At 72.2% G+C, this 25,187-nt stretch carries 24 protein-coding genes; 7 read left to right on the forward strand and 17 right to left on the reverse strand.

Annotated elements, in window-relative coordinates:
* Positions 1-125 precede the first annotated feature (125 nt).
* The 5 genes from OGL89_RS08175 to OGL89_RS08195 form a co-directional block, all read right to left on the reverse strand.
* Positions 126-1,274 (reverse strand): ABC transporter permease subunit, encoded by a 1,149-nt coding sequence (locus OGL89_RS08175; RefSeq protein WP_263119446.1) that lies wholly within the window; start codon positions 1,272-1,274, stop codon positions 126-128.
* Positions 1,275-1,276: 2 nt separating this feature from the next.
* On the reverse strand, positions 1,277-2,260 hold the full coding sequence (locus OGL89_RS08180) for an ABC transporter permease (RefSeq protein ID WP_263119447.1): 984 nt from the start codon (positions 2,258-2,260) through the stop codon (positions 1,277-1,279).
* Positions 2,261-2,263: 3 nt separating this feature from the next.
* A complete protein-coding gene (locus OGL89_RS08185; protein WP_263119449.1) occupies positions 2,264-3,058 on the reverse strand; it encodes an ATP-binding cassette domain-containing protein in 795 nt (264 codons plus the stop codon).
* The gene (locus OGL89_RS08190; RefSeq protein ID WP_263119450.1) at positions 3,058-3,909 is read right to left on the reverse strand and encodes an ABC transporter ATP-binding protein; all 852 of its coding nucleotides are present in this window, start codon (positions 3,907-3,909) and stop codon (positions 3,058-3,060) included. The genes OGL89_RS08185 and OGL89_RS08190 overlap by 1 nt, the downstream gene beginning before the upstream one ends.
* A 64-nt stretch (positions 3,910-3,973) precedes the next feature.
* Positions 3,974-5,635, reverse strand: a complete 1,662-nt coding sequence (locus tag OGL89_RS08195; protein WP_263119451.1) for an ABC transporter substrate-binding protein — start codon at positions 5,633-5,635, stop codon at positions 3,974-3,976.
* 224 nt (positions 5,636-5,859) lie between these two features.
* Between OGL89_RS08195 and OGL89_RS08200 the strand changes: the two genes are divergently transcribed.
* The 3 genes from OGL89_RS08200 (at position 5,860) to OGL89_RS08210 (ending at position 8,294) form a co-directional block, all read left to right on the forward strand.
* A complete protein-coding gene (locus tag OGL89_RS08200) occupies positions 5,860-6,516 on the forward strand; it encodes a TetR/AcrR family transcriptional regulator (RefSeq protein WP_263119452.1) in 657 nt (218 codons plus the stop codon).
* Positions 6,517-6,762: 246 nt separating this feature from the next.
* Positions 6,763-7,692, forward strand: a complete 930-nt coding sequence (locus tag OGL89_RS08205) for a hypothetical protein (RefSeq protein WP_263119453.1) — start codon at positions 6,763-6,765, stop codon at positions 7,690-7,692.
* A gap of 152 nt (positions 7,693-7,844) precedes the next feature.
* A complete protein-coding gene (locus OGL89_RS08210; protein ID WP_263119454.1) occupies positions 7,845-8,294 on the forward strand; it encodes a hypothetical protein in 450 nt (149 codons plus the stop codon).
* A gap of 6 nt (positions 8,295-8,300) precedes the next feature.
* Here the strand turns inward: OGL89_RS08210 and OGL89_RS08215 are convergent, their stop codons facing one another.
* Together OGL89_RS08215 and OGL89_RS08220 are read right to left on the reverse strand one after the other, a co-directional pair.
* Positions 8,301-8,684, reverse strand: a complete 384-nt coding sequence (locus tag OGL89_RS08215; RefSeq protein ID WP_263119455.1) for a hypothetical protein — start codon at positions 8,682-8,684, stop codon at positions 8,301-8,303.
* Positions 8,685-8,686: 2 nt separating this feature from the next.
* Positions 8,687-9,148 carry a hypothetical protein gene (locus tag OGL89_RS08220; protein WP_263119456.1) on the reverse strand — a complete coding sequence of 154 codons (462 nt, stop codon included), beginning with the start codon at positions 9,146-9,148 and terminating at the stop codon, positions 8,687-8,689.
* A gap of 141 nt (positions 9,149-9,289) precedes the next feature.
* Between OGL89_RS08220 and OGL89_RS08225 the strand changes: the two genes are divergently transcribed.
* Entirely contained in the window at positions 9,290-10,105 is an 816-nt protein-coding gene (locus tag OGL89_RS08225) for a protein phosphatase 2C domain-containing protein (RefSeq protein ID WP_263119457.1), read from the forward strand.
* A 2-nt stretch (positions 10,106-10,107) separates the two neighbouring features.
* Here OGL89_RS08225 and kduD read toward each other — a convergent pair whose 3' ends face one another.
* From kduD to OGL89_RS08270, 9 genes are all read right to left on the reverse strand, one after another.
* A complete protein-coding gene (gene kduD / locus OGL89_RS08230; RefSeq protein WP_276582184.1) occupies positions 10,108-10,875 on the reverse strand; it encodes a 2-dehydro-3-deoxy-D-gluconate 5-dehydrogenase KduD in 768 nt (255 codons plus the stop codon).
* A gap of 34 nt (positions 10,876-10,909) precedes the next feature.
* On the reverse strand, positions 10,910-11,731 hold the full coding sequence (gene kduI / locus OGL89_RS08235) for a 5-dehydro-4-deoxy-D-glucuronate isomerase (RefSeq protein ID WP_263119458.1): 822 nt from the start codon (positions 11,729-11,731) through the stop codon (positions 10,910-10,912).
* 10 nt (positions 11,732-11,741) lie between these two features.
* Positions 11,742-12,599, reverse strand: coding sequence for a fumarylacetoacetate hydrolase family protein (locus OGL89_RS08240; RefSeq protein WP_263119459.1), 858 nt, complete (start codon positions 12,597-12,599; stop codon positions 11,742-11,744).
* A gap of 10 nt (positions 12,600-12,609) precedes the next feature.
* Positions 12,610-13,833, reverse strand: a complete 1,224-nt coding sequence (locus OGL89_RS08245) for a glycoside hydrolase family 88 protein (RefSeq protein ID WP_263119460.1) — start codon at positions 13,831-13,833, stop codon at positions 12,610-12,612.
* A gap of 58 nt (positions 13,834-13,891) precedes the next feature.
* Positions 13,892-14,557, reverse strand: coding sequence for a ferredoxin-NADPH reductase (locus tag OGL89_RS08250; RefSeq protein WP_263119461.1), 666 nt, complete (start codon positions 14,555-14,557; stop codon positions 13,892-13,894).
* 4 nt (positions 14,558-14,561) lie between these two features.
* Positions 14,562-15,455: a carbohydrate ABC transporter permease gene (locus OGL89_RS08255; protein WP_263119462.1), complete on the reverse strand. Its 894-nt coding sequence runs from the start codon at positions 15,453-15,455 to the stop codon at positions 14,562-14,564.
* Positions 15,455-16,375 carry a sugar ABC transporter permease gene (locus OGL89_RS08260; RefSeq protein WP_263119463.1) on the reverse strand — a complete coding sequence of 307 codons (921 nt, stop codon included), beginning with the start codon at positions 16,373-16,375 and terminating at the stop codon, positions 15,455-15,457. Before OGL89_RS08260 ends, OGL89_RS08255 begins: the two co-directional genes overlap by 1 nt.
* 81 nt (positions 16,376-16,456) lie before the next feature.
* Positions 16,457-17,767: an extracellular solute-binding protein gene (locus OGL89_RS08265; protein WP_263119464.1), complete on the reverse strand. Its 1,311-nt coding sequence runs from the start codon at positions 17,765-17,767 to the stop codon at positions 16,457-16,459.
* A 91-nt stretch (positions 17,768-17,858) separates the two neighbouring features.
* On the reverse strand, positions 17,859-19,838 hold the full coding sequence (locus OGL89_RS08270; RefSeq protein WP_263119465.1) for a DUF2264 domain-containing protein: 1,980 nt from the start codon (positions 19,836-19,838) through the stop codon (positions 17,859-17,861).
* 197 nt (positions 19,839-20,035) lie between these two features.
* Between OGL89_RS08270 and OGL89_RS08275 the strand changes: the two genes are divergently transcribed.
* Genes OGL89_RS08275 through OGL89_RS08285 form a run of 3 tightly spaced genes read left to right on the forward strand, consistent with a single transcriptional unit; the run spans position 20,036 to position 24,220 of the window.
* Positions 20,036-21,940: a heparinase II/III-family protein gene (locus OGL89_RS08275; RefSeq protein WP_263119466.1), complete on the forward strand. Its 1,905-nt coding sequence runs from the start codon at positions 20,036-20,038 to the stop codon at positions 21,938-21,940.
* On the forward strand, positions 21,937-23,073 hold the full coding sequence (locus OGL89_RS08280; protein WP_263119467.1) for a substrate-binding domain-containing protein: 1,137 nt from the start codon (positions 21,937-21,939) through the stop codon (positions 23,071-23,073). Before OGL89_RS08275 ends, OGL89_RS08280 begins: the two co-directional genes overlap by 4 nt.
* 43 nt (positions 23,074-23,116) lie before the next feature.
* Complete coding sequence (locus tag OGL89_RS08285; protein ID WP_263119468.1) at positions 23,117-24,220, forward strand: substrate-binding domain-containing protein; 1,104 nt, start codon at positions 23,117-23,119, stop codon at positions 24,218-24,220.
* A gap of 12 nt (positions 24,221-24,232) precedes the next feature.
* Here OGL89_RS08285 and OGL89_RS08290 read toward each other — a convergent pair.
* Positions 24,233-25,187, reverse strand: a 955-nt coding sequence (locus OGL89_RS08290; RefSeq protein ID WP_263119469.1) for an amidase, incomplete at its 5' end; no start/stop codon positions are given.

Here is a 25,187-nt window from a genome sequence, read left to right on the forward strand (position 1 = left end):
CGGGTCGGCGTCCCCACCCGCCGATCGACGGTGTGGGAGCGTGACCACCCTAGGTCGTGCGTCGGAACGCGGGGTGGTCGGAAGGGCCTGGGACGGGGTCGCTGGACCCCGCCCCGGGACCAGGATCAGTCGGCCGGCGGACGGCCCGGGGGTGCGGGGGTCACCGCGTCCGGATCGGGGTCGGCGCGTCCCGCGTCCGGATCGGGGTCGGCGCGTCCCGGGTCCGGATCAGGGTCGGCGCGTCCCGGGTCCGGGCGGGTGTCGGCGGAGAGCGCCGGATCGGGGTCGGGCGGCTCCAGGTCGGTCCGGACCGCCGTCACCCCGCTGCTCGGGCTCAGCCCCCGCTTCCGCATCGCCCGGGCCCGCTCACCCGCCGACCGCAGCCGCGGGTTCACGTACTCGTCGATGCCGAAGTTGATCAGCGACAGGGCCATGCCCAGCAGGGCGATGCACAGTCCGGCCGGGACGTACCACCACCAGAAGTCCGGGAACGCCCCGTTCTGCTGGGCCCAGTACAGGATGGTGCCCCAGTTCAGGTTGGTGATCGGGATGACCCCGATGAACGCCAGCGTGGTCAGCCCGAGCACCGCGGCGGTCACCGTCCCGACGAAGGACGAGGCGATGATCGCGGTGAGGTTCGGCAGCATCTCCACCGCGATGATCCGGTACAGCGGCTCACCGTTCGCCCGGGCGGCCTGGACGAAGTCCCGGTTCCGCAGGGACATGGTCTGTGCCCGCAGCACCCGGGCACCCCAGGCCCAGCCGGTGATGGCCAGCACCGCGGCGATCAGCAGCAGCGACGGGTTGTCGTACTGCGAGGCCACGATGATCATCAGGGGCAGCGCCGGCAGGACCAGGAACACGTTGGTCAGCGCGGACAGCGACTCCGACCGCCATCCGGCGATGTAGCCCGCCGTCACGCCGATCACCACAGCGATCAGGGTGCCGATGATCCCGGCGGTGAAGCCGACCACCAGCACACCCCGGGTGCCGTAGACGATCTGGCTGAACACGTCCTCGCCCATGTGGGTGGTGCCCAGCCAGTGCGCGCCGGACGGCGGCTGCCGCAGCGCGTCGAAGTCCTTGTCCAGCGGGCCGTAGGGCGCGATCCAGTCGCCGAAGACCGCGAGCAACGCGAAGAAGCCCAGGATGCACAGCCCGGTGATCGACTTGCCGTTGCGGAACATCGCGAACGCACGGCTCAGTGCGGCCAGCGGGGACGTGCGGTGGTCGACGGGCGGCGCCGGCTCGGCGGCGATGACGTCAGCGGTCATGGTCAGGCCTCCATCTGACGGGTGCGCGGGTCGAGCACGGCGTAGGCGACGTCGGCCAGGATGTTGGCGACCAGCACCGTGAGCGTGATGATCAGGAACAGGCCCTGCATCAGCGGGTAGTCCTTGGCGGTGGTCGCGTCCAGCAGCAGCTTGCCGACGCCGGGGTAGCTGAACACCAGCTCCATCACCAGCGTCCCGCCGACGATGAAGCCCAGGGACAGCGCGAAGCTGGACAGCTGCGGCAGCACCGCGTTCCGGGCCGCGTAGTTCACCAGCACCCGCCGCTGGGACAGCCCCTTGGCCTGCGCCACGGTCACGTAGTCCTCGTCCAGGACGGTCACCATCATGTTCCGCATCCCGAGGATCCAGCCGCCGAGCGACGCCAGCACGATGGTCAGTGCGGGCAGGGTGCCGTGCTGGATCACCTGCGCGACGAAGTCGAGGCTCAGGTGCGGCGCCGAGCCCTTGTCGTAGGCGTGCGAGGCCGGGAACCAGCCGAGCGTGGTGGAGAACAGCGCGATTGCGATCAGGCCCATCCAGAAGTACGGCACCGTGGAGAAGAAGGTCGCCACCGGCACCACCAGGTCCGCCTTCGACCCGCGCCGCCAGCCGATGAACGCGCCGATGGACGTGCCGAGGAAGAAGCTCAGGACGGTGGCGATGCCGACCAGGCCGACCGTCCAGGGCAGCGCGCTGGCGATCACCTCGGTCACCGGCGCGAGCCCCTTGGAGAACGACCGGCCCAGGTCGCCGTCGAACAGCAGCCCCCAGTAGTCCAGGTACTGCTGGAACACCGACCTGCCGTCGTCCAGCCCGAACAGGGTGCGCAGCGAGTCCGCGGCCTCCGGGCTGATCCGGCCCTGGTTCTTGGCCAGGTAGGCCGACACCGGGTCGCCCTTGAGCATCCGGGGCAGGAAGAAGTTGATCGTGATCGCCGCCCACGCGGTGAACAGGTAGAACGCCGCACGGCGCAGGAGGAAGCGCATCGGTCAGCCCTCCGTCGTCGTGGTCGAGAAGTGGCGGTCCGGGTCCGGAGACGCGTGGCGCAGCGCACGGGTGTATTCGTGCTGCGGGCGCAGGATCACGTCGTCGGCGGGACCCTGCTCCACCACGACGCCGTGGTGCAGCACCATGATCCGGTCGCTGAAGTGACGGGCGGTGGCCAGGTCGTGCGTGATGTAGAGGACGCCCAGGTCCGACTCCCGCTGCAGCTCGGCCAGGAGGTTCAGCACCCCGAGCCGGATCGACACGTCCAGCATCGACACCGGCTCGTCCGCGACCAGCAGCCTCGGCCGCGAGGCGAGCGCCCGGGCGATGGCCACCCGCTGCCGCTGGCCACCGGAGAGCTCGTGCGGCCGCCGGTCGATGACCCCGGCCTCCAGCCGCACCCGGTCCAGCAGGCGGCGTGTCTCCGCCTCGACCTGGTCGGCCGGCACCACGCGGTCCAGCCGCAGCGGACGCTCGATGTGGTGCCGGATGGTGTGGTACGGGTTCAGCGAGGCGAATGGGTCCTGGAACACCATCCGCACGGTCTGCCGGTAGCGGCGCAGCCCACGGCCCCGGGTCGGGATCGGGGTGCCGTCCAACAGCACCGTCCCGCTGGTGGCCTTCTCCAGCTGGGTGATGATCTTGGCGATCGTCGACTTGCCGGAGCCGGACTGGCCGACCAGCGCGATCGTCTCGCCCGAGGTCAGCGTGAAGTTCACGTCGTCCAGCGCCAGCATGTCGCCGGAGCCACGGACCCGGTACCGCTTCGTCACGTGCGCGAATTCGAGGGTGGTCATCACGCGGCCCCTTCTCCCCGGCCCCGGACGAAGTCGCCGCGATCACCGGTCAGGCTCGGGAACGAGCTCAGCAGCGTGCGGGTGTACTCGTGCCGCGGTCGGCGGTAGATGTTCTCGGCGGTGTCCAGCTCGACGATCCGGCCCGCCCGCATCACCGCGATCCGGTCGCTGATCTCCAGCAGCAGCGGCAGGTCGTGGGTGATGAAGACGACCGAGAAGCCGAACTGCGTCCGCAGATCGCTGATCTGCTGCAGGATCTCCCGCTGCACCAGGACGTCCAGCGCGGTGGTCGGCTCGTCCATGATCATCAGCTGCGGCTTCAGCGACAGCGCCATCGCGATCATCACGCGCTGGCGCATGCCGCCGGACAGCTCGTGCGGGTAGGACCGCAGCCGGTCCCGGCCGACCCCGACGAGGTCCAGCAGCTGCGCGCACTCCTCGCGGCGCTCGCTCGCGGACAGGCCCGGGCGGTGGGTGAGGAAGACGTCGTCGAGCTGCTTGCCGATGTTCACGACCGGGTTGAGGGCGTTCATGGCGCCCTGGAACACCATCGACACCTTGTCCCACCGGAAGGCGCGCATCTGCGCCGCGTCCAGGTCGAACAGGTCGACGTCCCGGCCGGAGTCGGCGTCGTGGAAGGTGGCGGTGCCGGAGCTGATCACGGCCGGCGGCTTGAGCAGACGCTGCACCCCGTAGGCCAGGGTGGTCTTGCCGCAGCCCGACTCACCGGCCAGGCCGAGGATCTCCCCGCGCCGGATGCTCAGCGACACGTGCTGCACCGCCCGGACCGGAGGGTCGACGTCGTAGACGACGCTGAAGTCGTCCACGGTCACTACGTTCTCGCTGGTCACGTCGTTGTTCCCCTCTGATGGTGCGCGGGTGGTGGCCGCTCGGGACGGCCACCACCCGCCGGTGTCAGTTCGCCGCGGTGAGCTGGGTCAGGATCAGCGCCGCGGTCGGCTGGGTCGGGTCCGGGTTGGTGTACGGGTCGTCCTCGCTCGGCCAGCCCACGTAGTTGCGGGTGTTGTACTCGGCGATGAACGGCCGCGTGCCGATGCCCAGCGCCGGCACCTGGTCGACGAAGATCTGCTGCGCGGTGTCCAGCGCCGCCTGGCGGTCCTCGTCGGTGGTGGCGGTGGCGTAGGCGTTCAGCGCGGCGGTCGCCTCCGGGGAGTCGAAGCGGCCGAAGTTGTAGTCCGCGGCCTCGCCCTCGGCCACCAGCCAGCGACCGTCCATGATGTCGCTGTACAGGTCGTAGGGGGTGACGCCGGTGTCGGTCCAGTGCAGGATCGCCTGGAAGTCGCCGGTGGTCTTCATGTCCCACCAGGTGTCGGAGTCCGGGGTGTCGATCGTGGTGTCCACGCCCAGCTCGGCGGCGGCGTCCGCGATCAGGCTGATCCCGGTGACGTAGTCGCTCCAGCCCTGCGGCACGGAGAGCTCGAAGCTGACGTTCTCCCCGTCCGGGTCGACCAGCTTGTCCGAGGCCCAGGTGTACCCGGCGTCGGTCAGGATCTCCTTGGCGCCGTCCACGTCGACCGTGTAGTCCTCGCCCTGGAACTCGTCGGAGATGAAGGCGTCACCGGCCGGCGTCGGCAGACCGGTGACCGAGGTCAGCTCCGGCACGCCGCCCTCCCGGGCGATCTGCTGGTGCTTGGACCGGTCGACCACCAGGTTCATCGCCTGCCGGAACGCCACGTCGTCGAAGGGCTTGGCGGTGGTGTTCATGAACATCGCGTCGATGCCCAGGCCCGCGGCCGCCCAGTAGACGTTGGCCTCGTCCTTGGACAGGTACGCCGAGTCCACGTTGGGGATGAACGCCTGCGCCCAGTCCGCGTCGCCGCTGGCCAGGGCCGTGGTGAGCGCGGTGTTGTCGTTGTAGGACACGTAGTACAGCGTCGGGACCGCCAGCTCGCCGCCCCAGTAGTCGTCCCGGGCGCTGAGCTCGACGCTCTGGGTGCTGAAGCTGGTCACCGTGTACGGGCCGGTGCCGACCGGGTCCAGGTTCTCGTAGGTGGCCGGGTCGTCGACCGACTCCCAGACGTGCTTCGGGATGATCAGCTTGTGGATGACCTTGTCCCGCTTGGCGTACATCGAGTTCTCGAAGGTCAGGGTGACGGTGTCGTCCGCCAGCGCGACATCCGTGATGCCCAGTGCCGCGTTGTCGAGCTCCGGCTTGTCCTGGAGCAGCTGGAAGGTGAACTGGATGTCCTCGGCGGTGAAGTCCTCGCCGTCGCTCCACTGCACGCCGTCGCGGGCGGTGAGGGCCACCTCGGTGTAGTCGTCGTTCCAGGTGATCTCCTGCGCCAGCCAGGGCGTGGTCTCCTGCGTCGGGTCGACCAGGTTCACGAAGCCGAGCGGCTCCAGCAGGGCGTTGATGTACCCGAGCTTCATCGCCGAGGCGTCGCCCACGAACGGGTTGTTCGACTCGGTGGCGATGGCACCGTCCGGCTTCGCGATCGTCAGGGGCGCACCGGAGCCGTCGCCGCCGTCCGAACCGCCGTCACCACCGGTGCCACAGGCCGCCAGCGTCAGGGCCGCCGCCAGGCCCAGCGCGACGACGGGGATCTTGACCTTCATCGGTTTCTCCTTCGAAACGGGATGTCCCAGGTGGGGGCCACGCCGCCCACCGGTGAGGTCAGGGCTTCCTCGCCCGTCCAGCGTCGTCGGCGACGTGATGGGCGGAAGGTTACTACACTGTCAGTAAGTCGATGGGTCACGGGATGGTCACGATCGACCGGCCCCTACACTCACTGCCGGGTCGCGCAGCAGACCCCTCATCAGCACGGCGGGAAGGCACGACGATGAGCGCCCCCAAGCGCACGCCCAAGGCGCGGCCGGAGACGGTCGAGCGCCGCAAGGAGATCCTGCGTGCCGCGATGTCGACCTTCGGGTCCAAGGGCTACAAGAACGGGCCGCTGACCGAGATCGCCGAGCAGGTCGACATGACCCACGCCGGGATCCTGCACCACTTCGGGTCCAAGGATCAGCTGCTGCTGGAGGTGCTCAAGTACCGCGACAGCTCCGACGTCGAGGACTTCGCCGGGCAGCGCATCCCGAACGGCGTCGAGCTGTTCCGGCACCTGATCCGCACGGCGTTCGCCAACGAGCGTCGGCCCGGCATCGTGCAGGCCTACGCCGTCCTCTCCGCAGAATCGGTCACCGACGACCACCCGGCCCGCGACTACTTCCAGGAGCGGTACCGCACGCTGCGCCAGGAGATCCGGGAGGCCTTCGAGCTGATCTGCCGCGAGCGCGGGATCGACCAGCCCGCCACCGTGGACCGGGCCGCCGCCGCGATCCTCGCGGTGATGGACGGACTGCAGGTGCAGTGGCTGCTGGACCCGGAGAACGTGGAGCTGGCGGAGGCGTCGGCGTTCGCGATCGAGGCGGTGGTGGCCGCGGTGCTCGGCGTAGGTGCCGGGGCAGAGATTCGCGGCGGGGACACTCAACACGCCTGAACCGAGCACTCAAGAGCGCGCACTGGGTATACAGCCGGCTCGAACCGAACCGGAAGCGTGGGTGGGGACCTGTTCCCGCGCTGTGTGGGACGGGACGACGAAGGAGTCGACCTCATGCGCACCGCACTACGCGTCCTGATAGGCGCGAGCACCGCCACCGTCATGGCTCTCACCGGGGTCGGGGTGGCCGACGCGACCCCGCCCACGGTCCGCACCGCCTCGACCGTCACTCCGAACAGCGACGTCGTGCAGATCGTCGAGTCGATCGCGGACATCGAGACCTCGCTGAACAGCATCGGGCTGTCGATCGAGGACTTCGCCGGGATCGAGGCGCGGGACCCGGCGTTCCTCGCTGATCTGAGGAACGAGCTCGACGCACGAACCACCGCACCGACCGCGACCTTCCAGGCGGCGGCGTTCTCGACCATGACGGTCGGCCGCAAGGACCTCCAGCCACAGTGGCTCGCCTACGCCGCGGCCGTCGCGCAGACCAACGCGGCACGCGACCCCGACGCCCGGGACATCGGCTCCGAGACCGCCTACATGTATCTGTCGCACTACGTGGACCTGAAGTCCGGTGTCGACCCCACCACACTGGCGGTGGACGCACTGTCCAACCGCTCGGACTACTACTCGGCCTGGATCACCGACGACGACCGGATGGTCTACGACAGCTTCCTGCGGATCAGTCGGTACACGCGGATGGCCGACGACCTGCGGCAAGCCGGGACCGCGCTCGTCGGGCTGGCCGAGTCAGGCTCCGCCGTGCTCAGCGACGTGCGACAAGGCGTCAGCGACGGCGCCGCACGAGTCCGTGTCGGCGTCTCAGGTGCGAACCTGGCGTCCTCCGGCGACGCGCTCGCGACGACCGTGCCCCGCACGATCCGCCTCTTCAACAATGCGGACGACCCCGCTGCGCTGATCGATGCGGTCGAATCGAATATCGCGCAGGAGACCGATCAAGCCCTCGCGGAGGCGGCGAGCGACATCGTGTTGACGGTCGCCTTCCTCGTCGCCGGCGGAGCGGGTGGCTTCCTGTTGCCGGCAGCGATCGCCGTGCTGTCGGTCGACGCAGCCATGATCAAGGACATGATCGACGGCGCGGCGATCGCGGGCCTGCGCTACACGATCAACGGCCGCTACTCCGGACGCATGATGCGGTACTACGGCTGGTGAGAAGCAGACGAGTCGGCCGGGTCGCAGTCCCCGGGGGCGTCGACCCGGCCGTCTCCACCCTCTTGCGGGCCGAGGACAGGTGGGCGCGGGGGCGACGGCTGATCGACCTTCTCCGAACGGCGGTCGGCCTTCTCGGGTTCGCGAATGCCGTCGTGTTCGCCATGCTCGTCCCGTCGGGTCGACAGACCTTGCTGGAGTCTTGGCCCGGGCGCATTGCCCAGGCCATCGTGGTGTGCTCGTTCGTCATCACGTACTCCGGGCTCAGGCGATGGCTGTCCGGTAGCCGAGGATGGGTCGAATCTCTCGCGGCCACCCTCTGCGCAGTCGGCCTGCTCCTGACCAGCGGCCTGCTCAGTGCTGCGGCCATGCACTGGGCGTTCGACTCCATGCAGTTCTCCACGCACTACGTGATGGCGCCCTCCCAGGGCACGTACGCCGAACACCACCACCAGGTCGTGCACCGCCTCGTCGTGTACGAGGCGGTGGGCTCGGCGGTGCTCGTCATCGACGCGATCGCCGACACCTGTGGCCGACGCTTGATCACGGCACGCGACGACGCGATCGAGCGCGCCCGCCGATCACTCGTGCGCGGCCTCCCTTAGAGCCCGCTACGACCCCGCCCAGTCGATCGTGAACCGCCGCGGATCGAACGTCACCGCCCACACCGCCAGCCGCTCCCCCGCCGAGACCACCCGCGGCGCGACCTCGGTGTGCGACACCCGCACCGGAGCATGGCCGGGCACGTCCAGCAGCAGCACGAATGCCGTCCGTGCCGACCCGTCCCCGGTCACGGGCAGCACCTGCGCGGACTCCACCAGCGCAGTGCCTGCAACCCCGTTCTCGGGCCCCACCACGCCGCTGACCAGCGCGTCATGGTAGGCCCGGGCGTCCTCGGTGGCCCGGGCTGCGGTCGCCAACGCGTCGCCGAGCGACGGCCGCGGCTGGGCACGACTCCACCGGACCAGGCCCACCAGGTCGCGCAGCGCGCCCATGGTCAGGCGCGACCCTCGCGAGCGATCCGGCCCATCTCCCGGCCGACGGCGGGGTTGGTCTGCGCGCGGGCGGCGAACTCCTCGGTGGCGGCGGTCCAGTCGGCACCGGAGATGCCGAGCCCGGCGGCCAGGCCGGCCAGCGCGGCGGGGTCGTAGCCGACGGCCTGGGACTGGGCGATCACGGTGGCGTACTGCTGCCAGGTCACCCCGTTGGCGGCGGGGGCGAACGCGGCCTCGTCCGCGCTGCCGCCGGTGTTGCGGAAGTCCGCCTCGGCCTGGGTGGGGACCGGCTGGGCCATCGCCTGGGCGATCAGGGCCTGCTGCTCGGCGGCGCTCATCCCGGCAACGCCCGGCACGTTTGGCGCGCCGGAGGCGGCACGGGCGGCCGCGACGTCGGCATCGGCATTCCGGGAGGCCTGCTGGGCATTGCTCGCTGCGCCCTTGATCCGGTCGAAGAGGCCCATCACGTGCTCCGTCTCATCTCGGTGATATGTCCGGTGACGTGCCTATCAAGCCGCAGGTCAGGGATCAAGTCGTCCGCCTGCGTCCGCACCGGGGTGCCACCCCACTTGCCCCGCCCCCGTTCCGCCGAGCACGATCGACCAATGCCGGTCACCCTCCACACCGCGCTCCGCTCCGAGACAGGTCCACACCGCGCCGACAATCAGGATTCGGTCGGTGCCTCGCTCGACTACGCCCTGGTCGCGGACGGTGTCGGCGGGAACGTCGGGGGCAACGTCGCCTCCTGGACCTTCACGCACCGCGTGATGTCCGCCCTGGCCGCCCGCCCCGCCCACCGGTTCACCGCCGACGAGCTCGCCGAGCTGATCGCGACCGCCAACGCGGAGATCGGGCACCGGATCCGCCGCGAGCCGGCGCTCGACGGGATGTCCACCACGGTCACCGCGCTGTTCGGCGGCGAGGAGTCGGTCCGGGTCGGCCACCTGGGCGACTCGCGCGCCTACCTGGTCCGCGACGGCGCCGGCTACCGGGTGACCCGGGACGACTCGTACGTGCAGATGCTGGTCGACTCCGGCGCCGTCGACCCCGCCGACGCCCGCACCCATCCGCTGCGCAACGTGATCATGCGGTCGTTGTCCGGCCACGTCGAGGACACCGCCGACCTGCCGGTGCTGGACGTCCCCGCCCAGGACGGCGACCGGTGGCTGGTCACCTCCGACGGTCTGACCGATTACGTGGACGAGGATCGGATCATCGGCATCCTGGCCGCCACCGCCGACCGGGAGGCGGCCGCCGACGCCCTGCTGGCCGCCGCCCTCGCCGCCGACTCCCGGGACAACATCAGCCTGGCGGTGGCCGACGTCGAGCTCACGGACGTGGACGGCGCGGAGCGGCCGTACCGGTTCCTCGGGGCGGCGGCCGGGGACGACCTGGGGGCCGTGGTCGACCTGTCGCGCTGACGTCAGCGGGTGAGCCACCCGCCGTCCACCGCGAGGATCGACCCGTGCACGTAGGCGGCGGCCGGCGAGGCCAGGTAGACCGCGGCACCCTGCAGGTCCTCCGGGGTGCCCCATCTGCCCGCCGGGATGCGCGCCAGGATCTCCGCGGAGCGGTCCTCCTGCGCCCGCAGCTGCGCGGTGTTGTCGGTGGCGAAGTAGCCCGGGGCGATGGCGTTGACGTTGATGCCGAGGCCGGACCACTCACTCGCCAAGGCCCGGGTGAGCCCGGCGACCGCGCTCTTGGCCGCCGTGTACGACGGGACGATCTTGCCGCCCTGGAAGGAGAGCATGGAGGCGATGTTGAGGATCTTGCCGCCCTCGCCCTGCTCGACCAGGACCCGCGCCACCGCCTGCGACAGGTAGAACACCGTCGACAGGTTGAGGTCGATCACGTCGTCCCAGTTCTCCGCGGAGAACTCCAGGGCGGGCTCGCGCCGGATGATGCCGGCGTTGTTCACCAGGATGTCGAGCCGGCCGGCCCGGTCCACCACGTCGGCGACCAGGGCCGCGAGGTCGGCCGGGCCGGCGGCCAGCAGGTCGGTGGTGATCTCCCAGGCCCGCCGACCGGTGGCCTCGATGGCCGCGAGCGCCTCCGGTGCGGGCCGCCGGTCGACGATGACGACATCCGCGCCCGCCTCGGCGAACGCCGTGCTGAAGCCCAGGCCGAGTCCGCGGCCGCCGCCGGTGACCAGCGCGACCTTCCCGTCCAGGCGGAACTGATCGAGGATCATCGTGCACGGTCCTTCCGGTGGTGGTGGATCGGGTTCATCGCAGGTCCTGGGGGTCCACCGCGACCACGTCCCCGTAGTCGACGTTCTCCCCGGCCATCGCCCACACGAAGGAGTAGGCGCCGGTGGCGGCCGCGGTGTGGATCGACCACGGCGGGGACACCACGACGTCGCGGTCGTGCAGCAGCAGCTGGCGGGTGGCGGTCGGCTCGCCCATCAGGTGCACCAGCACGTCCGGGCCGAGGCCGTCGTAGAGGTAGATCTCGGTGCGCCGGGCGTGCACGTGCGGCGGCATCGTGTTCCACACGCTGCCGGGCTCCAGCGTCGTGATGCCCAGGACGAGCTGGTTGGACTCGATCCCGTCCGCGTGGACGTACTTGCGGATCGTGCGGTGGTTGGACCGCTCCGCGGAGCCGAGCACGACCGCCTCGACCTGGTCGCGCGAGGCGAGCGCGGCGGCGGTGCGACGGTGAGCGGGGGCCGACACCAGGTAGACCGTGCCGGTGCCGGAGACCGCGATGTCCCGGGTGCCGAGGGGCAGGTACAGCACGTCCTGCGGCCCGACCGGGAACGTCTCGCCGTCCGCCGTGACCTGCACCGGACCGGCGAGGCCGACCACGGCAAGCTCCCGGCGCTCCAGCAGGAAGGCGGCGGCGATCTCCTCGGGCGCGGTCAGGGCGACCGGGGCGCCACCGGTGACGGTCAGGCCGCCGACCAGCAGCCGGTCGTCGTGGGCATACCCCCAGGACACGGTGCCCTCGGTGAACAGGCCGGACAGCACGAAGCGGCTTCTCAGCTCCTCTCCGTCGAGGGCGCGGACGTCCTCGGGGTGCGTGCTCCACAGGCGGGCGACGGTCATGGCGTTCTCCTTACTCGGGTGCGACCACGGTGGACCGCAGGGTCCCGACGTGGCTGATGGTGATCTCGACGACGTCCCCCGGCCGCAGCCAGCGGGGGCCGCGGTCGAGGACGTGCGGGAGCTTCTGCGGCGTGCCGGTCGCGATGACGTCACCGGGTTCCAGGACGACCGCCCGGCTGAGGTACGCGACGATCCAGGCCACCGGGAAGACCAGGTCCCGGGTGGAGCCGCGCAGGGTGGTCTCGCCGTCGACCCGGGCCTCGACGGTGAGGTCGGCCAGGTCCGGGATCTCGTCCGGGGTCACGACGGCCGGTCCGAGCGGGGCGAAGGTCGGGAAGGACTTGGCCAGCCCCCATTGACTGCCGTGGCGCTGCCAGTCGCGGGCGCTGACGTCGTTCAGCACCGTGTAGCCGCCGACGTGGTCGAGCGCCTCGGACTCGGCGACCCGGTGCGCACGGCGGCCGATGACCACCGCCAGCTCGGCCTCGTAGTCGACCTCGGCGGCGGCGACCGGGAGGATGATCGCGTCCTGCGGCCCGACCACCGCGGCGGCGGGCTTGGTGAACACGTCCGGGAACGCGGGATCGTCCTGGGTGGTGTGGCCGCGGTAGTTGTAGCCGATGCACCAGATCGCACCGGGACGCGGGACCGGGGCGAGCAGGCGCACGCCGGGCCACGGGAGGACGTGCGTGGGGTCCACGTCCTCCGTCGCCCTCCGGATCGCATGCCGGACGGCGCCCTCCGCGGCGAGCACCCCGACCACGGACTCGGGGGCTCCCGGGACGGCCCTGGCCAGGTCGAGGACGCCACCCGGGACGATGGCGCCCGCCCCACGCCGGCCGGGGGCGGTGAACTCCACCAGACGCACGGCGGCCCGCCTAGCGGTCCGCCGGCCGGGGCACGACGCCCCGGACCCACCACGGCGACTCCCACCCGGGCACCAGTCGGCGGGTCAGCGCCTCCAGGTAGTAGTAGTCGCCCCAGAGATTGCCCTCGTCGACGCCGACGCCCTTGGGCATGTCGTACACCCCGTGCAGCAGCAGGGGCGCCCCCGGTCCGGCCTCCGGGCCGGGCGTGTAGGACGCCGCGAGGGAGTCGACCATCGCGGTCGCCGCCTCGCGGTACCGTACCGTCGCCACGGAGCCCTCGGTGTCCGTCGGCAGCAGCCGGGCCAGTTCGTCCAGGCCGCAGGCCGCGATCGCAGCCGAGGAGGAGTCGCGCTCGGCGGAGCTGCCCTCGGTGAGGACCAGGTCCCAGAACACCACCCGGTCGGCGGGCAGGTGCGCCAGGAAGTAGTCGGCGCACCGGCGCGAGGCGGCCAGGAACGAGGCGTCGCCGGTCTCCCGGTACGCCAGCGCGAAGCCGAAGATCCCCCACGCCTGGCCGCGTGCCCAGCAGGATCCGTCCGACAGCCCCTGTTCCGTCCCGCCGCGCAGCGGTTCCCCGGTCTCGGCGTCCCAGTAGAAGGTGTGGAAGGTGGTGTCGTCCGGCCGCAGGATGTGCTCCCGCAGCTGGGCCGTGTGCCGGTCGGCCGCCCGGGCGTAGCGGGGGTCGCCAGTCTCGGCGGTCGCCCAGCGCAGCAGCGGCATGTTCATCAGGCTGTCGATGATCGTCCGGCCACGCTGGGCGGGGTCGGCCAGATCGCCCCACGCCTGCAGAATGCCGGCGGGCTCCAGGAACCGCCGCATCAGGGCGTCGGCCGCCGCGAGCGCCGCGGTCCGCGCCCGGTCGTCCCCGGTGCGACGGACCGCCGTGACGCAGGACAGCGTGTAGAGGAAGCCGAGGTCGTGCGTGTCGATGTCGACCTCGCGTGCGACCCGGTCGGCGTAGGAGGCGACGTGCCCCGAGGCCGCGTCCAGGTAGCGCTGCTCGCCGGTCAGCTGGTGCGCGAGCCAGAGCTGACCGGGCCAGAAGCTGGTGGTCCAGCCGCGATTGGCCCCCTCCGGGAGGTCGGGCGTCGCCGGTCGCAGCGGGTACCGCCCGTCCCGGGTGGTGTCGTCCGGGTAGCGGTCGCCGAGGAACGCGAGGTTCGCGTCGACGGTGCGCAGGGCGGCGTCGACGGCGTCGTGCGTCGAGGACGCCAGGGCGTCGGTCGTCGTCATGAGGTGTCACTCCAGGCTGGGGGCGTCTCAGCACGCCCGGTGGGAAAGGACGGCGGGGTCAGGCGGTCGCGAGCTCCGCGCGGACGAAGGCCGGGCGCAGGCTGTGGCGGCAGTTCGCCCACACCGCGTACAGCAGCGGGGCGGCGACCAGGCCCAGGCCGAGTGCCGGCCGGGCCAGGACGAAGGCGGCGAGCAGCCCCAGGACGACCAGCGACGCCGCGGTCAGGTACCAGCGCCGCACGGCCAGGTAGGCGGACCAGAGCACCAGGTCGCGCAGCCGGGCCTCCGGTGCCTGCGCCAGCGCGACCACGGCGTGCACCCCGGTGGCCGCGACCAGCACGGCCGCGACGGCCAGCACCGGGATCGCGACCGCGCCGGCCGTGCTGCCGAACAGGGCACGCACGTCGACCACCAGGACGGTGAGCAGGGCCGTCGAGGCCGCCCCGACCCCGAGAGCCTTCCAGGCGGTCGCCCGCCACGCGCGGGCGAAGGTGCGCAGGACGCCGTCGTGGCGCTCCGCGAACACCGTGCAGACGGCGGTCAGGGCCGGGAAGGACAGCGGCGCCAGCACGATCAGCACCGGCCAGCTCCGCCGGAGGTCGGTCAGGACCAGTGCGGCCGTGAACGGTGCGGTGCCGAGCACGAGCAGGAAATTCGTCACCAGGATGCGGTACGCGCCGTCCATCACCGTGGCCAGGGTGTCGTGGGAGATCCAGCGGTGCATCGCCTCAGCCCTTCATCCCGGAGGTCGCGATGCCCTCGACGAAGTACCGCTGCCCGAGCAGGAAGATGATCGCGATCGGCAGCACCGACAACACCGAGCCGGTCATGATCAGCGCGTACTCGGCGTTGTACTGCGAGATGAAGGTCCGCAGTCCCAGCTGGATCGTCCAGAGGTCCTTGTCCCGCAGGTACACCAGGGGTCCGAGGTAGTCGTTCCAGGTGTTGACGAAGGTCAGCAGGGTCAGGGACGCCAGGGCGGGGACGGACAGCGGCAGCATGATCCGCCGCCAGATCCCGTACTCCGACAACCCGTCCAGCCGGGCCGCCTCGGACAGCTCCTCGGGGATGGTCTCGTAGAACTGCTTCATCAGGAACACGCCGAACGCGCCGAACGCCTGCAACGCGATGATCGACCACAGCGAGTTCGCCAGGTGGAGCTTCGAGAACAGGATGAACTGCGGGATCATGTACGCCTGCCAGGGCACCGCGATCGTCCCGAGGTAGGTCAGGAACAGCGCGTCCCGGCCGGGGAACCGGGTCTTGGAGAACCCGTAGGCGGCGAAGGAGCCGGTGAGCACCTGCAGGAAGGTCACCACCACCGACAGGATCAGCGTGTTCTTCAGCCAGGTCGTCATGTCGGACCGGGTGAAGATGTCCACGTAGTTGTGCCACTGGAAGACCTCGGGCACCCACTGGATCGGCGCGGTGAAGACGGTGTTGTTCGTCTTCAGGGACGACATCACCATCCAGTAGAACGGCAGCAGCACCGCGGCCGAGGCGGCGATCAGCACCAGGTAGCCGAGGACGCGGCCGAGCACCGACAGCGGGCGGCTGCGCTCGGTCCGGGGAGGGCGCGAGCTCCGGGTCAGCGGAGCCGGCCGCAGGGTCGAGGTGGCCATCAGCGCTCCCTCCTCTTGTTGACGACGAACTGCAGGATCGTGATCGCGAGGCAGATCGCGAACAGCACGATGGAGCTGGCCGAGGCGTAGCCGAACTGGTTCTCGACGAAGCCCTTCTGGTAGATGAACTGCGACAGCACCAGGGTCGACTGGCCCGGACCGCCGTTCGTCATCACCAGGATCAGGTCGAAGATCTTGAACGAGCCGATGGTCAGCAGGACCATCACCAGGAACGTCGTCGGTCGCAGCGACGGGATGGTCACGTTCCGGAACCGCTGCCAGGCGTTCGCCCCGTCCACCCGGGCGGCCTCGTACAGCTCCGGCGGGATGGTCTGCAGGCCCGCGAGGAACAGCAGCATGTAATAGCCCATCTCGCGCCAGGTGGCGACGATGATCACGGCCGGCATCGACCAGTCGGCCGAGGTGGTCCACCCGGGCGGGTCCTGCACGCCGAGGAAGCTGAGCAGCTGGTTGATCGGCCCGAACTCGGGGCTGAACAGCATGTTCCACACCACGGCGATCGCGACGATCGAGGTGATGTACGGGAAGAACGCCGCCGTGCGGAAGAACGCGACGCCGCGCAGCTTGCGGTTCAGCAGCAGCGCGAGACCGAGCGAGGCCGCCAGGGTCAGCGGGATGTGGAAGACCGTGTAGTAGACGGTGTTGGTCAGCGAGGTGTGGAAGGACGTGTCGCCGATCAGCCGGGTGAAGTTGTCCAGCCCGACCCACGGGGCGGTGCCGAACGCGTTCCAGCTGGTGAAGGCCAGGTAGAACAGCGCGATGACCGGCACGAGGGTCAGCACGGCGAAGCCGACGAAGTTCGGCAGGATGAAGCTCCAGCCGACCAGCGCGTTGCGGCGCCGGAGCCGGCCTCGGCGGCGGCGGGCCGCCTGGGTGGTGGCGATGGTCTGGGATGCCATGTCTCGTCTTCTCCTGGGAGCGGATCCGGCCGGCTCCCGGTCGGCGCACCGCGTGGCGCGCCGACCGGGAGAACGGGCAGGTCAGCCGAGTCCGACCTCGGAGGCGACCCGGTCCTCGGCCTCGGAGATCCCGTCGGCCACCGACGAGCTGCCGGACATGATCGCGGAGTGGGCGTCGTTGAGGATGCTCTGCACCGAGGCCGTCTCGGCCGCGACCGGGTTCTCCGGCCGGGTGTCATGGGTGGAGAACGCGAACTTCGACAGGTCGTCGGCGGGCATGCCGTCCAGGCCGAAGAACGTCTCGGTGACCGCGTCGTTGGTCAGCGCCGGGGTCACGCCGAGCTCGCTGAGCACGGTGGCCCCGCCCTCACCGGCCACCCAGGTCAGGAAGTCCTTGGCGGCGTCGAGCTTGGCGTCGTCGATCGCGGGGTTGATCCCGAACGCGGTCGGGTCGCCGAACGTGACCGGTGTGTTGTCGGTGCCGGTGGTGCTGTCGTCGAACTGCGGTGCCGGGGCGATGCCCCAGGAGAAGTCGTCGGCCTCGCCGTTCTCCTGCTGCGCGAGCAGCGTCCCGATGTACCAGGAGCCCATCGGCAGCATCGCGGCCTTCTGGGTGCCGAACTCGGCCTGGTAGGTCAGCGAGCTGGTGGTCACCGTGCCGTAGGTCTGCTGGGCCCCCGCGTCCTGCAGGTCGACCGAGCGCTGGTAGTACGGCTCGAGGTAGCTGTAGTCGCCGCTGAGCAGGTCCGCGTCCGGGGTCTGGGCGAGCGCGAAGCCCTGGACCAGCGACTGCCAGGAGTGCTGGTAGGTGCCCTTGGCGCCCTGGTCGCCCAGCCCCGCGGTGAGCGTCTCGGCGGCGTCGGCGTAGTCGTCCCAGGTCCAGGAGCCGTCCGGGTAGTCCACCCCGGCGGCGTCGAACAGGTCCTTGTTGTAGTAGAGCAGCCAGGAGTCCTGGCGGTACGGGATCGCCCAGGTCTTGCCGTCGATCTCGTAGCTGTCCACGCCGGACACGTCGCCGTCGAGCTCACCGGCCACGTCCGAGACGTCCAGCAGCTGCCCGCCGGTCTGGAAGGTCCACAGCTTGTTGAGGTTCTTCAGGACGTACAGGTCCGGGGCGGTCCCGGCGGCCAGGTCGGAGATGATCTGGGTGTCGTAGTCGTTGCCGTCGCGGTACTCGACGACCTCGACCGTGACGTCCGGGTTCTCCTCGTGATAGCCGTCGGCGAGCGCCTGGAACTCGGGGGTGGCGTTCAGGGCCCAGCCCGAGATCTTCAGCGTGACCGGGCCGGCCGAGCCGGAGTCGTCCGACCCGGCGTCCCCGCCACCACAGGCGGCGAGGGAGAGCGCCACCGCGGCGGCGACGCCGACAGCGGTCATCTGTGAGCGCTTCATCGTTGCTCCTTCTCAGATCCGGGTCCCACCGTTGGGACCCGGTCGGTGCCGGCGGGCCACGGTGACCGGCCGGGAAAAACGGGCAGAGCTGTCAGTCGTGCGGTGCGCGGGTCGCGACGACCGACCGGGTGCCGACCCCGTCGGGCCACCGGACCCGGACCTCGGTGGCACCCGGGACGTCCCGGACCTCGACCCGCACCGGATCGGCCGGGACGGCGGCGAGCCGGGACAGGGTCACCAGCACCGCGGACCAGGTGCCGGTCGCCGCGGGCTGGTCGATCCACGGCACGTGCGCCGGGTCGCCGAGCGGGCTGGCGTCGGACCGCTGTCGCACACCGGACCGGGACGGTCCGCCCCGGATCACGGCCAGACCGGAGGTGAGCCCGCCCGCGGTGGCGTGCACGGTGGTGGCGGTGACGGCGCTCTCGGTGGTGGGGCCGACGACCGGCCAGCCGCCGTACCGCAGCCGCAGACCGGTGCGGGCGACCTCCTCCACCCGGACCAGCCGGAGCTCCCGGGGGCCGCGGGCCAGCGAGATCACCACCAGCGTCCCGGCGGGTTCGGCGTGGCCCGCCAGCCCGGAGCCGTGCTGCTCCTGGACCGCGTCCGGGACCAGCCAGTGCGTGCTCGACCGCGAGGCGGCGACGCCGACCGTCCCGTCGTCCACCCGGCACTCCAGCGTCTCGAAGCCGGTGCGATGGCCGACCCGCCCGGCGGCGTCGACCAGCGTGACGACTCCGTCGAGCGGCTCGGTCCAGGCGGCCTCGTCCAGCAGCGGGGCGGTGGCGGTGGAGTAGCCGAGCGACGCGTAGAGCGGGGAGTCCCCGGTGGTCGCCCCCGGGACGGCGTGGTCCGTGCCGTGGTTGAGCACCCGCACGATCCCGTCCTCCCGGGTCCCGGCCACCACCCAGCCGGGAGCGCGGACCGCCCGCAGGGTGTCGGCGGACTCGATCGGCAGCGGCTCCTCGGTCGCGGTCCAGACCGGGTGCTCGGCCGGCAGGGCGAGTCCCAGCAGGCCCTTGCTCGCCCAGTACGGGGATCCCGGCCCGGAGTAGGACTGCGCCAGGCGCGGCCAGGCGCCGTGCCAGCCGAGGGTGAGCAGTCCGCGCCGGTCGGGTGCCCCGGCCTCGGTGAAGTGCCGCATCACCCCGGAGGCGGCCCGGCGCAGGAGGCCCGGGGAGAGCGACGGCACCTGCGCCAGGGCTCCGACCCAGAACGGCGCGGCGGCCGCGAACCGGTACACCAGACTGCGGCCCTGGAGCAGCGGTGAGCCGTCCGCGCCGATCAGGTGCACGGCGTCGGCGAGGTAGCGGTCCAGCGCGGTGACGTCGGCGGCACGGGCGGCGGCCGGACGCAGGTCGGTCGCACCGGCCATCCGCGCCCACAGGGTCGGGTAGAGGTGCAGGGCCCAGCCGACGTAGTGGTCGTAGGACCGCTCGGCGCCGTCGGACAGCCAGCCGTCCGCGCGGGCGAAGGTGTCGTGGGTGGCCAGGTCCTCGGCGACGTCCTCCGCCGACCAGGGGCCGCCGACCGAGCGCAGGAAGGTCTGCACCACCAGCCGGAACCAGACCCAGTTGATCCGGGGGTAGGTGGGGTCGCCGACCGCGGGGCTCAGGTAGTCGACGACCTGCTCCTGCACCCGGGGGGTCAGGCGGTCCCAGATCCACGGCCGGGTCAGGTCGAGCACCAGCGCGATCGAGGCGGCCTCCACCTTGGCCTGGGGGTGCTCGTCGAGCCGCACCCAGCGGTCGGCGGCGTGCGGATCGGTGCCGGCGGCGATCCCCTCGGCGTACCACTGCGCCAGGTGCGTGGGATCGGCTCCCCGCTCTCCGGCCAGGCGGAAGCCCGCGAGCAGGAAGGTCCGGGCGAAGCCCTCCAGTCCGTCGACGTCCCGGCCGTAGCCGCCGGCCGGACCGGGCGGGGTGATCCGGGCGTGGCCCTCGGAGGCGTACGGACGCACCCCGGCGAGCAGACTGTCGGCGAGCGACAGCCAGGTCCCACGGGTCCAGCCGGTGTGCGGGGACTGCACACGCCGGTCGGAGGCGTCGGATGCTGCTGCGGTTGCGGTCACGGTGCTGGTCTTCTCCGTCGAAGCCGGTGCGGGACGGGACGGGATCGCGATCAGGTTGTGTCCTGGATCACTCGTCCTGGCAGGAGTTGAGTGAAGCGCCACGTTTCGAACATGTCAAGCGTCTAAGCGAACTTTAACGATCATCGAACTGTTACGATCACAAACGATCACGACGGGACCGGAACGACGGAGGACAGATGGCGACCAGGGTCAAGCCGTTCGTCGGCCCGCTGACCACGGCCTGGGGCGAGCGTGCGGGCGCTGCAGCACTGGCGACCGCGCTCCGGCCCTCGGCGAGCGCGCTGCCGGTCCCGCCCGCCTCCGACCGGAGCGTCTGGGACGACGCCGACCCGGCGACCCTGGCCGCCCTCGACGCGCCCGCCGACGCCGGGACCCCCTGGCCCGCGACGACCGCGACCTCCGTCGCCCGGTTGTTCCGCGACGGGGACCGGGATGATCACGAGCAACGGGTGTTCGCCCGTCAGCACCGCCTGGCCCGCGCCGCCGTGCTCGCCGCCGCCCGGCCCGGCGACGACCGGCTCGACGAGGTCGCCGACGGCGTGCTCCTGCTCTGCGAGCAGACCTCCTGGTGCTGGCCGGCCCACGACCGGTTCGCCGAGCACCGTGGCGACGTGCTGCCGGACGTCGACGCCCCCTTCCTCGACCTCGGGGCGGCGGAGGTCGCCGCCGAGCTCGCCTGGATCGACCACCTGCTCGGCGAGTCGCTCGACCGTCGCTGGCCGGGGCTGCGCCGGCGGATCCGGCAGGAGGTGGACCGGCGCGTCCTGCGACCGTTCGAGGAACGCGACGACTGGCACTGGATCGGCCTCGACGGCGACGTGCACAACTGGAACCCCTGGATCCACGGGAACCTGCTGGTCGCCTCGCTCGCCCTCGTCGACGACCACACCCGCCGGGCGGAGCTGGTCGCGGCGATCGTCACCGGCCTGGACCGGTACGTCGCCGCGCTGCCCGTGGACGGCGCGATCGACGAGGGATACGCCTACTGGTGGAACGGCGCGTGCCGGGCGCTGGAGGCACTGGACCTGCTGCGGCACGCGACGGCGGGGAGCCTCGACGCCACCGGGATCGACCGACTCCGGGAGACGGTCGCCTTCCCGCATCGGATGCACCTCGGCGCGGGGTGGTACCTCAACGTCGCCGACGGCCAGGCCCGCCCGCCGGCGACACCGCCCTGGCACGCCCTGCACCGGGCCGCCCGGGCCTTCCACGACGGGGACGCGGTCCGGCACGCCGCCGCGCACCGGGTGCCGGGGACGCCGGTCGCCGACGAGACCGCCGGGTTGGGGCGACTGCTGCACGCCCTGACCGACCCCGACTGGGTCACGGCCGCCCCGGCCACCTCACCGCTGCCCCGGGACGTGTGGCTCCCCTCCGTGCAGGTCCTGCTCGCGCGCCCCCGGGCCGGCGCGACCGCCGGACTGACGCTCGCCGTCAAGGGCGGGCACAACGACGAGCACCACAACCACAACGACGTCGGCTCGTTCGTCGTGGCGCTGGGCGGAGTGCCCGTGCTGGTCGACGCCGGTCGCCCCACCTACACCCGGCAGACCTTCTCCCCCGCGCGGTACGACATCTGGACCATGCAGTCCACCTGGCACAACGTGCCCGAGGTCGCCGGCGTCGGGCAGCCCGCCTCCCTCCGGGCCGCGGCGCGGGACGTCGCCGCGACCGTGAGCCGGACCGGCTCCTCGCTGCACCTCGACCTCGCCGCCGCGTACCCGGACTCCAGGGCGCTGGAGTGGCACCGGACCGCCGGGCTCGATCGCGTCACCGGCACGGTGACCGTCGACGACCGCTGGCTGCTGGACGGGACCAGGGACGCGCCGTCCCGCGTCCGGCTGCTGATGGCCGGGCGGGTGATCCGGGTCGAGGACGGACTGCGTGTCGAGGCGCTGGACGGGGCCGGGACGGTCCGGCTGCGCTGGTCGGGGGACGTCGACCACGTCGACCTGGACGAACGCGCGCTGGACGACCCCATGCTCACCGACGTGTGGGGCACGGTGCTCACCCGGCTCACCCTCACCCTCGCCGCGGGGACCGCCGGGGCGGTGCGGGTCACCGTGGAACCGACCGCGTGACGACCCTCGGACCGCTCGCCGCCGACCGTCGGGCCCAGGTGCTGGACCTGGTGGAGCAGCGCGGCACCATCCGGGTGGCGGAACTCGCCACGCTGCTCCGGGTGACGCCGGTGACCGTGCGCCGGGACATCGCCCGGCTGGCCGAGCAGGGGCTGGTCGACCGGGTGCACGGCGGGGTCGCGCTGCCCCGGACTGCCGCACGACCGGGCGCCACCTCCTGGGATCGTGCGGCCACCCGCTCCGGCCAGGACGCGCCGGGCGTGACGATCGGCATGCTCGTGCCCTCGCTCGACTACTACTGGCCCGGGGTGGCGCGCGCGGTCCAGGCGGCCGCGCGCGGCCAGGGCATGCGACTGGTGCTGCGCGGCAGCTCCTATGACAGCGACGACGACCGGCCCCAGCTCGAACGACTGGTGACCGACCTGGGATGCGACCGGCTGATCATCGCCCCGCGGACCGACGTCCCCAGCGCCCGCGACACCTTCGCCTGGCTCGCCGCGACGGGTGTGCCGACCGTCCTGGCCGAGCGCTCGGCCGCGCCCGGGACCACACCGGCGCCCTTCGACTCGGTGCACAGTGACCACGCGGCCGGTGCCGCCGCCGCGGCGCACCACCTGGCGCAGCTGGGGCATCGACGGGTCGGCCTGGTGGTGAGCGCGAACAGCCCCACGGGGCCGAATCTGCGCCGCGGGTGGGCCGACGCGACGACGCGGCTCCCCCCCACCCTCGACCTGGCCACCCCGGACCCGGGCCGACCCGGGTGGGAGGACGCCGTCGCCGCGATCGTCGACGGGTGCCTGCGCACCGGCACCACCGCGCTGCTCGTGCACGCCGACGCCACCGCCATCGCCCTGACCCAGGCCTTCGAGCACGCCGGGGTCGACATCCCCGGCGAGATGTCCGTCGTCGCCTACGACGACGAGGTCGCCGGGCTGTTCAGCCTCCCGCTCACCGCCGTGCGTCCGCACCGCGGCGCCCTGGGCCACGCCGCCCTCGCCCTGCTGCAGGAACGCGCGGCGCATCCGGACCGTCCCGCCCACCAGCTGCTGGTCCGGCCGTCGATCCGGGTGCGCGACTCGACCGGCCCGGCACCCCGCTCCCGATCAGGCCTGCCGGACGACCTGGACGGCTAGAGTCTGCCCGGAGCCGACCGGCCGCAGAACGGAGAATGGACTCGTGTCGAACGGACCGACCCGGCACCTGGCCGCGGGCCGGCGCGCACAGCTCCTCGACGCACTGCGGCAGCAGGGCACCGTCCGGGTGTCGGACCTGGCCGCCGAGCTCGGCGTCACCCCGGTGACGGTCCGCCGCGACCTCGGCCAGCTGGTGGACGAGGGCCTGGCCGAACGCGTGCACGGCGGGGCGACCGCGGTGCGGGACGCCACGCCGGCACCCCGGCCGGACCCGCCCGCCGCCGTGCCGCCCACCGGGGCGCTGGGCCTCCTGGTCCCCTCCCTCGACTACTACTGGCCGAGCGTCGCCCGCGGCGCGGAGCAGCGGGCCGGGGAGAACGGACTGCGACTGCGACTGCGGGGCTCCTCCTACGAGACCGAGGACGAACGCCCCCAGCTCGAACGCCTGCTCACCTCCGGCGACGGCGTCCAGGGCATCCTCGCCGCACCCTCGCTGGACAGCCCGCACGCCCAGGACGTGCTGCGCTGGCTCTCCGAGCTGGACCTGCCGGTCGTGCTGCTCGAACGCACCGTCGCCGGGGCCCCGCAGGACGTCGCGATGGAGTCCGTGGTCACCGACCACCGGGTCGGTGCCGAGCTCGCCGTCCAGCACCTGGTCGGGCTGGGTCACCGCCGGATCGGCGTCGCGCTCAGCAGTCACAGCCCGCACGCCGCCGACCTCCGGCAGGGCTGGGCCGCCGCGCTCGCCCGCTGCGGCCTCGGCACCCGGGACGTGGTCGACCTCGACCTGCCCGACCGCCGCGCACCCGACTGGCAGGACCGGATCGAGCATGTCGTCGAGGCGGCGCTCTCCTCCGGCACGACCGCCCTGCTGGTGCACTCCGACCCGGAGGCGATGGGCGTGGTCCAGCACTGCGAGGAGCGCGGGGTGCGGGTGCCGGACGCCCTGTCGGTCGTCTCCTACGACGACGAGGTCGCCGGGCTGTTCAGCCCCGCGCTGACCTCCGTCCACCCGCCGCGCACCTGGGTGGGCCGGGCCGCGGTGGACCTGGTCCTCGCGCGCCGCGCCGATCCCGGCCGGCCGCTGCACCGCGTCGTGATCAGCCCGCACCTGATCGTGCGCGACTCCACCGCGCCGCCGGCCTGACCCGGGACGGCCTCACCACACCGGCGGCCGCCGCTCCCCCCACCGGAGCACGTCCTCCAGCTGCGCCGACAACCCCAGCAGCACCCGCTCCCCGCCCGGGCGCCCGACCAGCTGCACCCCCATCGGCAGCCCCGCCGGAGCCCCCTGGCTCGGGGCCGTCCAGTGCACCGGCGCGGCCAGCGCGGGCAGCCCGGACACGTTGATCATCGAGCTGTACGGCGTGTACTCGCACTGCTGCGCGAAGTTCCGCTCCGGGTCCTGCGCGTCGTACCAGCCGATCGGCCGAGGGGTCATCGCCATGCCGGGCAGCAGCACCGCGTCGTAGGCCGACACCCGGCCGACCAGGGTCCGCTCGAAGGCCGCGAGCGCCCCGACCGCCTCCACCACCTGACGGGCCGGGACCTGACGCCCGACGCCGATCAGCCAGCGGGTCAGGGGTTCGAGCAGGTCCAGCGCCTCCGGGTCGTCGATCGGCACCGCGGACGCCCCGGCCATCCAGAGCGTGCGGAACGCGGGGGCGTACCCGGGGTCGGGCTCCCAGCGTCCGGTCTCCACCACCTCGTGTCCCAGGTCGGCCAGGGTGTCCGCCGCCAGGTGCAGCGCCGCCCGGGCGTCGTCGCCGAGCCGGATGTCGTAGGCGCCCTCCCAGGCGCTGAACGTGCTGACCCCGATCCGGAGCCGGGGCAGGTCACCGCTCCGCGCCACCGCCAGGTACGACCCGGCAGGGTCGGCCGGGCTGCGCAGCGTGCGCGGGTGCGGCACCGAGCCGTCCGCGTCGCGCGGCAGCATGCCCTCCAGCAGCAGGGCCGCGTCCGCGGTGGTCCGGGCCAGCGGACCGTGCGTGACCAGCCCGCCGAGCGACTCGACCCCTCCCCCGGCCGGGAGCAGGCCGCGGGTGGTCTTCAGCCCGACCAGCCCGCAGGCGGCGGCCGGAATCCGCACCGACCCGCCGCCGTCCGACCCGGGT

It is taken from the genome of Cellulomonas sp. RIT-PI-Y, assembly GCF_025642745.1.
In the GTDB taxonomy this organism is placed as follows: domain Bacteria; phylum Actinomycetota; class Actinomycetes; order Actinomycetales; family Cellulomonadaceae; genus Cellulomonas.

Bases quoted from the DNA above. Each gene is read 5' to 3' on its own strand.
- OGL89_RS08175 (WP_263119446.1), bottom strand. From the start codon at position 1,274: ATGACCGCTGACGTCATCGCCGCCGAGCCGGCGCCGCCCGTCGACCAC.
- OGL89_RS08180 (WP_263119447.1), bottom strand. From the start codon at position 2,260: ATGCGCTTCCTCCTGCGCCGTGCGGCGTTCTACCTGTTCACCGCGTGG.
- OGL89_RS08185 (WP_263119449.1), bottom strand. From the start codon at position 3,058: ATGACCACCCTCGAATTCGCGCACGTGACGAAGCGGTACCGGGTCCGT.
- OGL89_RS08195 (WP_263119451.1), bottom strand. From the start codon at position 5,635: ATGAAGGTCAAGATCCCCGTCGTCGCGCTGGGCCTGGCGGCGGCCCTG.
- OGL89_RS08200 (WP_263119452.1), top strand. From the start codon at position 5,860: ATGAGCGCCCCCAAGCGCACGCCCAAGGCGCGGCCGGAGACGGTCGAG.
- OGL89_RS08215 (WP_263119455.1), bottom strand. From the start codon at position 8,684: ATGGGCGCGCTGCGCGACCTGGTGGGCCTGGTCCGGTGGAGTCGTGCC.
- OGL89_RS08220 (WP_263119456.1), bottom strand. From the start codon at position 9,148: ATGGGCCTCTTCGACCGGATCAAGGGCGCAGCGAGCAATGCCCAGCAG.
- OGL89_RS08225 (WP_263119457.1), top strand. From the start codon at position 9,290: ATGCCGGTCACCCTCCACACCGCGCTCCGCTCCGAGACAGGTCCACAC.
- kduD (WP_276582184.1), bottom strand. From the start codon at position 10,875: ATGATCCTCGATCAGTTCCGCCTGGACGGGAAGGTCGCGCTGGTCACC.
- kduI (WP_263119458.1), bottom strand. From the start codon at position 11,731: ATGACCGTCGCCCGCCTGTGGAGCACGCACCCCGAGGACGTCCGCGCC.
- OGL89_RS08245 (WP_263119460.1), bottom strand. From the start codon at position 13,833: ATGACGACGACCGACGCCCTGGCGTCCTCGACGCACGACGCCGTCGAC.
- OGL89_RS08250 (WP_263119461.1), bottom strand. From the start codon at position 14,557: ATGCACCGCTGGATCTCCCACGACACCCTGGCCACGGTGATGGACGGC.
- OGL89_RS08255 (WP_263119462.1), bottom strand. From the start codon at position 15,455: ATGGCCACCTCGACCCTGCGGCCGGCTCCGCTGACCCGGAGCTCGCGC.
- OGL89_RS08260 (WP_263119463.1), bottom strand. From the start codon at position 16,375: ATGGCATCCCAGACCATCGCCACCACCCAGGCGGCCCGCCGCCGCCGA.
- OGL89_RS08265 (WP_263119464.1), bottom strand. From the start codon at position 17,767: ATGAAGCGCTCACAGATGACCGCTGTCGGCGTCGCCGCCGCGGTGGCG.
- OGL89_RS08275 (WP_263119466.1), top strand. From the start codon at position 20,036: ATGGCGACCAGGGTCAAGCCGTTCGTCGGCCCGCTGACCACGGCCTGG.